This is a genomic window from Myxococcus sp. AB025B (assembly GCF_006518215.1).
GTDB lineage: Bacteria > Myxococcota > Myxococcia > Myxococcales > Myxococcaceae > Myxococcus > Myxococcus fulvus.
Genome location: NZ_SRLW01000433.1, coordinates 1 through 6,278, shown reverse-complemented (window position 1 = coordinate 6,278; position 6,278 = coordinate 1). Strand labels below are relative to the sequence as shown.

The window sequence follows — 6,278 nt, the reverse complement described above, 5'->3', positions numbered from 1 at the left end:
CGTCGCTCAAGACGTTGCCCATCCCCCAGGCGGACTCCACGTCCTACCCGGGCGTCAACGTCTCGGCCCTCCCCTTTGGCCGCTTTTCAGGGGACCTTCATTGGCCGGTTTTGGGTGACCACTGAGGGCCAGAGCTTCACTTTCGTCACCGTGCCGACCTGGACCCGCTCCTCGCCCTTCCCCGTGTACAGCGCCTCCACCTCGATGCTGGAGATGGCCCGGCGGAAGTCCTCGGGCATGTCCTTCAGCGGCAGCACCGCGCCGCCCTCGCCCATCCCCTGGCCGATGTCGGAGAACGCGAGGCGCTTCAGCTCGCGCAGCACCTCGGCCACCTCGACCCGGACCTCGTCCTGGACCGCCTCCTCGAGCGCGGCCTGACCGGCCTCGACAGCAGCCAAGACCTTGGCATTCCTCAACAGCCGGGAACCCTGCGACTCCGCCGAGTCCTTGGAGTACCCCGATCGGATGGCTGCCTGCGTCTGGTTGGAGTCCTTCAGGTACTCCCGGACGAAGGCCCGCTGCTTGGGCGTCAGATCACGCGACGCGTTATTTGGGGCGCACAGGCCCCCGGGTGGGTTCAACGGAGAGGTGCTCTTGCGTGCCACGGCGCCGAGTGTCGGAGCGCACGAGGACAAGGTCCGGAGAACAAGTCGGCAGCCAACCAGGCAAGCTACATGCCTCCTGTTGTTCTGGCCCAGCCTTCTCCCTGAAAGATGGGCGTCAATCAGCCTCTACTGGCCCGCCCCATGAGGCATCTTGCAATCGTCCACTCCGGCGGACATAGTTGAGCCCGCATCATGGGACATTTTCTGGGACAAGAACGTCAGACCGGCACCATATCCTGCTGATATTTTTGGGGTTTTCGTTCAGCCAAAGAGGACAATGGGTTCCGAGATGAGAAAGTACCTCCAGACGCACCGCTGGCTCCAGTTTCAGGTCAACATCCAGAACGCACCGCCTTCCCTCTGGATGCTCCTTGGTGAAGCTCGATCCAAAACAGAGCACATCGCAGGGGTTCCGCTCAGGCCAGCAACCGCCGACGTCCTACATCAGGTATTCCTTGCGAAAGGGGTTCTTGCGACTACTGCCATCGAAGGAAATACCCTCTCAGAAGACGAGGTTCGGAAGCGAATTGAGGGGAAGCTACAGCTCCCGAAGTCGAAGGAGTATCTCGGAAGGGAGGTTGATAACGTTGCGAGCGCGCTAGGGCACGTGCTGCATGATGGCCTGAATGGTGGCGGGGCCCTGATTACCGTCGAACAGATCAAGGAGTTCAACCGACTGCTTCTCCAAGGACTTGAATTCGACGATTCCGAAGTCATTCCGGGACAAGTACGCACCCACTCCGTTGGCGTCGGAAATTACCTAGGGCCGCCTGCCGAAGATTGCGAGTACCTGCTTGAGCGCCTCTGTGAGTGGCTCAACGGCTCCGAGTTTGAGCCTCATGAGTCAGTCGGGCCAGTCCCCATGGCCATCCTCAAGGCTATTTTGGCCCACCTCTATCTCGCGTGGATTCATCCATTCGGAGATGGGAATGGACGCACGGCGAGGCTCGTAGAGTTCAAAATACTTGTGGCCGCTGGTGTACCAACGCCTGCCGCGCACCTGCTGAGCAACCACTACAATGTGACACGAGCAGAGTACTACCGACAGCTTGATCGCGCTTCCCGGTCAGGCGGGGATGTATTGCCCTTCATTCAATACGCTGTGCAGGGGTTCGTGGACCAAATGAGGACGCAGGTCCAACTCATTCGGCTTCAACAAATTGATGTCGCGTGGCGGAACTTCGTACACGAGCGCTTCCGCGACAAGAACTCGGCTGGAGACACTCGTCGTCGCCATCTAATTCTTGATCTTTCCGCAAGTCCAAAGCAGACTGTTCTGCGGTCCGAACTGGAGCTTGTGAGCCCACGCGTGGCCCGCGCGTACGCCAATAAGACACTCAAGACACTCACACGCGACATCAATCTTCTACAGACGTCAAAACTGCTTCGTCGCGAAGGTGATGGATATCGGGCCAATAAGGAGATTATTCTTGCCTTCCTTCCTGAGAGCACAAAGCGAGGGGCACTCCTTAGTTCACTCCAGGAGCAGGAACGAGAATTCCTCAGCGATACGCACCTGCCTCCTAATCTCTTGATGACAGGCACCGCGCCACCTTCCGTAGGGGGCAATTCAGCAAGCCCCTAATCCTGCAGCAGGATGTGCCTACGATCGAGCCAGCACATAGCGAATGGGCAGTGTGTCCCGCTCTGGATTCTAAGAGCGCCTGCGGATCCCGGGCGGGACAGGTACAAACTGGGAGCGCACTCACTTCCCCTGCGTGCCGCAGTATCTGTCGGTACACATTCCAGTGGGATGCAGGATCCCTTCAAGTGTTTTCTGGTGCATCCACGCCTCGAGCTCCAAGCCAGGTCGCCGCCCTGCTGTCGCGATCAAAACCAGCGAATCGGAAGACTACACTTCGCACACCAGCGCCGTACACCCTGGTTGTCCATGGCGTCATGGATGACGTGCTCGGCGAGCCAATCCTTGTACTCAGACACCCATCCGACCCGTCTCTCCAACTCCTTGTGCCCCAACCCCGCTGAGTTGCTAAACAGCCCTTCCAGCTCTTTGATGATTCTTAGCGCATCGTTACAGCTCACAGGCTCCGCCAGCACAGGGGCGGGAGACCCAGGTTCCCAAAAGCAGCATCCACTAACGTGATCCTTGCGTTTCTCACGACAGTCGATGCACGTTAAGTCGCCCTTCGATATTGTCATCCGTCGTCACCATTGCCATGGGAGTGAAAGCTTCGCCATCGGCAATAGCCCCTAGGCTGCATGCATGGATACTTCGCTTCAGGATGCTCGATTCGGCCACAGTTCGAGCTGCTGCACCACAGGCTTCTTCTGTGCCCGCGGGACCGGTAGCTGCTCCGGCCGCAGCAGCAGCCCCCGGGCGTAGGAGATGGCGGCCTTCCGGAGCCGGTCCTTCGCCTTGGAGAACTCCCCCTCGTCGTCTCCCGCGTCCGCGTAGGCCAACGCGGCGGCGGTGAGCCTGTCCCAGGGGCTGGAGTACGTCTCCGCCAGCGGGGTGGACAGGGGTTGGCCCCGCGTCGCGCGCTTCGCGTGGGCGTGGCACAGCTTCCGGCGCGGCGCGGCCTCGCGGGTGCAGCCGTCCACGCTGCAGGGCTCGGAAGGGCACGGCGTCATCCCGTCGGGCCCTCCTGGGCAGTCGACACCTGGTGCGGCACGCCCAGGCGCTGGCACAGTTCCCGGACTCTCGCGCGGAGGGCGTCGAGTTGCACCGAGAGGCGCAGACGCCCCACCTCGAAGTCCACGCGGGCCTCGGCGGCCAGCTCCGCCTCGCCCTCTCCGCCCGCGGCAGCACGGCGCGCGTCCCGCTCCAGGTGCCAGTCGTGGATGTAGGCGTTGAGACAGGCGGGCGTCCTGCACACGAAGCGCTGCTGCCCGACGAGCTTGCCCTCGCAGTACACGCACAGCCCCGCCGCGACTTCCGCGCGCAGCACACGGATGAACTGCGGCTTCTCCTTCACGGGCCTCCCCGGGTGGCGCTCGCGCTCACGACGACGTCGGGTGGCGCGCCGCCGGCACCTCGGCCCGCAGTAGTCCTGCGAGTTGTTGGCGGCCAGGGCGGCGGCGCAGTTCTCGTCGGCGCAGACTCGCTGGCGCGGCACCTCCGCACACGGCGTCACGGCGTGCCTCCCCTCCGGTACGCGGGCGTCACGAGGTCTGCCCAGGAGCGGGCCTTCCCCTCTGACTTCGTCGCCTTCACGGTGGCCGTCCTCGCCTTCCTGGGCGTGCGCGCAGGACGCGCCCGAGGCGCCAGTGCCACAGGAGGAGGCGGCGGCGCCACAGCCTCCTGAGCGCGGACGGCGGCGATGAGCTCGTCCTCGCCCCAGGACAGCTCCACCAGCACGGACGGCTCTCCCTGCGTTTGTGCGTACAACCACCGCACCAGGGGTGAGGCGTCGTCCAGCCGGAGCTGCCAGGCCACCTCATCGCGGACGCTCTTCAGCGCGGCGGGGAGGTTGTCTCCACCGTCCAGGAGCTGCGGCGAGACGCGCGTGAGGCGCACCGCCAGCAGCACGGGCCCCGTCCACCCGGGCCACAGCAGCTCGAGCGCCTGGCGCTGCCCCTTCGCCCGCCGCGCGCGGGCCATGTGGTGCTCCCGGGTGTTGGTGGGGTTCTTCGTGCCCACCGGCAGCGTGAAGACAAGGCGCGAGCAGCTCACGCGTCCCCTCCCTTCGGCGCCCACTGGCGCTCGACAGCGGCGAACATCTCGCCCACGCGCGCGTAGACGTCGTCCCACACATCCCGGGCGATGACGGTGCCCTCGGGGAGGACGCCGGACGCGGCCTCGAGCCCGGCCACGGCCTCCGACATGGCCTGGGTGTGCGGGTTGCCCAGGCGCTGCTGCTCGGCGACGTAGGCACGGGCCACGTGGGCGACGACGGCGCCGTTGCCCGCGTTGTACGGCCCGGCGGCAAGTCGCGGCGGGGGCCTTTGCGGCCTGGAGCTACTGCACCTGTTCATGGGGACCTGCCTTCCCCGCGCACCGCGGCACGACTCCTGACTCAAATGCCCGCCAGTGCTCTCCGAGCTTCTTCTCGCCCGGCACCAGGGCGTGGCCGCGCCGGAACAAGTAGAGACTCTTCGTGAGCGAGTCGCGCACGCGCTCCGTCTCACAGTGCTCGCAGCGCTGCACTGGCAGACCGCCCCACATGGACTCGGTCGCCTTCCAGCGGTGGCGTGTCTTCACCGCGCGCCTCCCGCGTCCACCTGCTCCGTCAGCACCCGGCGCCTCTTCGTCACGACGTGCCTCCCGCCTTCGTTGGACTGCCTTCGCTCTGTGATGCGGACACATCAGCTCATCGTGAGAGGACCTCCAGCACGACGCGCACAGCCCACTTCCCGGACGCCCCGCGGTGCCGCGCCAGCAACTCCGCCAGCACCTGGGCCTTCCACTCCTCCGCCGGCAGCCACCCGCCTGCGGACCCCGCGTTGCAGTCGTAGACGGACAGCACCCCACCGTCCCGGTGCAGGCCCACCCAGTGCGTGTGCCGGTACTGGGCTCGCTCCGGCGCGCTGTCCCACGTGCCCCGGATCTGGAGGAAGGCCACCCCGTGGACGTCTCCGCGCGGCATGCCCTGCTGAACGCGGTGGTGCAGCCCCTGGGCCGCGAGCGCGGACGCCATGTTGGTGGGCGTCGTCCAAGGCTTCGCAGGGAAGCTGGGGAAGGCCGCGCGCACCAGGCGCAGGGGCACGCCCAGGACAGCGGCGAGGGCGGACGGCCCGCAGTTGGCCTTCCACGCGCCGTTGGCCTCGAGGAGGTCCGGCGGCGCGTACAGCTCACGGCACGGCGTCATGGGAAACACTCCTCGGAGAGCAGCTTTCCGTCGGGAGAGAGGAGCAGCACGCGCCCCTGCCACCCCTCGGCCCGGCAGAGGCTAACCATGTGCCGCGTACCCCTTCCGAGTCCCGGGTCCGTGTGCGCGGCCACCCAACCCACGGTGAAGCCGCGCCGCGCGTACCCGCGGAGGGCCTCCCGCATCAGCTCGTTCCGCGCGCGCCCGGCGCGCTTCTCCAGGCCCTTCCAGTCCGCGCGAAACCGGTCCACCGTCTCGCGGCGGAAGCGGGGCCACTCGACGGACGCCGCCACCTCCCACAGCCAGTCCGCACCGAAGGCGTCGGGCGCGTCGTCGCGGCGCGGCTCCCCTGCCCCGTGCACGAGCTGCACCTCCGGTGCGCGGGCGAAGCGCCGGACGTACGCGCGCAGTGCAGGCAGGTGCGCCAGCGTCAGGCCCGAGGCGCCACACGCGAGGAGTGCCCGGCGGCACGTCATGCCCAGCCTCCCAACGGCCAGCAGGAGCGCCACCAACCGAGCATGTCCCGGTATCGGCGCATCATGGACACGAGCCACCGCGCCTTCGCGAACTCGCGATCCCCGTGGCGCCACGCGCGGAGCCTTCGAGCCTGTCGCGTGTTGTACGCCCAGATGACGTCCACCAGCGCGAAGAGGAGCCGACTCACGATGTCCCCCCACGGCGCAAGTCACGCGTGCCGCAGTCGTGCAACAGGAAGGTGCCCTGGCGGCACATGCGCGAGACGACGCGGGCGCCCACGTGCTCGGAGAAGTCGCTGCCGCCGCGCTCGGCGTCGCGCCGAACGGAGAGATTGGTGGTGTAGGCCGTCACCATGCCCGGCCTGTCCCGCCGGTCCACGAGCTCTTCCAGCAACTCTCGGTGACGCGGACCCACCACCTCCCCCGGC

The 6,278-nt window shown here is 66.3% G+C and carries 10 protein-coding genes and 1 pseudogene; 1 reads left to right on the top strand and 10 read right to left on the bottom strand.

Annotation, left to right across the window (positions count from 1 at the left end; translation table 11 throughout):
• Positions 1–86: 86 nt before the first annotated feature.
• On the bottom strand, positions 87–581 hold the full coding sequence (locus tag FL311_RS40020; protein WP_194869572.1) for a terminase small subunit: 495 nt from the start codon (positions 579–581) through the stop codon (positions 87–89).
• A 175-nt stretch (positions 582–756) separates the two neighbouring features.
• Between FL311_RS40020 and FL311_RS40015 the strand changes: the two genes are divergently transcribed.
• Positions 757–2,190 carry a Fic family protein gene (locus tag FL311_RS40015; RefSeq protein ID WP_228557406.1) on the top strand — a complete coding sequence of 478 codons (1,434 nt, stop codon included), beginning with the start codon at positions 757–759 and terminating at the stop codon, positions 2,188–2,190.
• 653 nt (positions 2,191–2,843) lie between these two features.
• Here the strand turns inward: FL311_RS40015 and FL311_RS40010 are convergent.
• The 9 genes and pseudogenes from FL311_RS40010 to FL311_RS39970 form a co-directional block, all read right to left on the bottom strand.
• On the bottom strand, positions 2,844–3,197 hold the full coding sequence (locus tag FL311_RS40010) for a hypothetical protein (RefSeq protein ID WP_141332898.1): 354 nt from the start codon (positions 3,195–3,197) through the stop codon (positions 2,844–2,846).
• Positions 3,194–3,700 (bottom strand): hypothetical protein, encoded by a 507-nt coding sequence (locus FL311_RS40005; RefSeq protein ID WP_141332897.1) that lies wholly within the window; start codon positions 3,698–3,700, stop codon positions 3,194–3,196. The genes FL311_RS40010 and FL311_RS40005 overlap by 4 nt, the downstream gene beginning before the upstream one ends.
• Complete coding sequence (locus FL311_RS40000) at positions 3,697–4,239, bottom strand: hypothetical protein (RefSeq protein WP_141332896.1); 543 nt, start codon at positions 4,237–4,239, stop codon at positions 3,697–3,699. The genes FL311_RS40005 and FL311_RS40000 overlap by 4 nt, the downstream gene beginning before the upstream one ends.
• Entirely contained in the window at positions 4,236–4,541 is a 306-nt protein-coding gene (locus FL311_RS39995; protein ID WP_141332895.1) for a hypothetical protein, read from the bottom strand. Before FL311_RS39995 ends, FL311_RS40000 begins: the two co-directional genes overlap by 4 nt.
• A complete protein-coding gene (locus tag FL311_RS39990) occupies positions 4,525–4,767 on the bottom strand; it encodes a hypothetical protein (RefSeq protein WP_141332894.1) in 243 nt (80 codons plus the stop codon). Before FL311_RS39990 ends, FL311_RS39995 begins: the two co-directional genes overlap by 17 nt.
• Before the next feature lie 109 nt (positions 4,768–4,876).
• A complete protein-coding gene (locus tag FL311_RS39985) occupies positions 4,877–5,374 on the bottom strand; it encodes a hypothetical protein (RefSeq protein ID WP_141332893.1) in 498 nt (165 codons plus the stop codon).
• The gene (locus FL311_RS39980) at positions 5,371–5,850 is read right to left on the bottom strand and encodes a hypothetical protein (protein ID WP_141332892.1); all 480 of its coding nucleotides are present in this window, start codon (positions 5,848–5,850) and stop codon (positions 5,371–5,373) included. Before FL311_RS39980 ends, FL311_RS39985 begins: the two co-directional genes overlap by 4 nt.
• A complete protein-coding gene (locus FL311_RS39975; protein WP_141332891.1) occupies positions 5,847–6,038 on the bottom strand; it encodes a hypothetical protein in 192 nt (63 codons plus the stop codon). Before FL311_RS39975 ends, FL311_RS39980 begins: the two co-directional genes overlap by 4 nt.
• Positions 6,035–6,278: pseudogene (locus tag FL311_RS39970) on the bottom strand (hypothetical protein); the annotation flags it as partial. The gene FL311_RS39975 and the pseudogene FL311_RS39970, both read right to left, overlap by 4 nt.

Excerpts from the sequence above, each read along its gene's own strand:
- FL311_RS39980 (WP_141332892.1), bottom strand. The coding sequence starts at position 5,850 with ATGACGTGCCGCCGGGCACTCCTCGCGTGTGGCGCCTCGGGCCTGACG.
- FL311_RS40010 (WP_141332898.1), bottom strand. The coding sequence starts at position 3,197 with ATGACGCCGTGCCCTTCCGAGCCCTGCAGCGTGGACGGCTGCACCCGC.
- FL311_RS39995 (WP_141332895.1), bottom strand. The coding sequence starts at position 4,541 with ATGAACAGGTGCAGTAGCTCCAGGCCGCAAAGGCCCCCGCCGCGACTT.
- FL311_RS39985 (WP_141332893.1), bottom strand. The coding sequence starts at position 5,374 with ATGACGCCGTGCCGTGAGCTGTACGCGCCGCCGGACCTCCTCGAGGCC.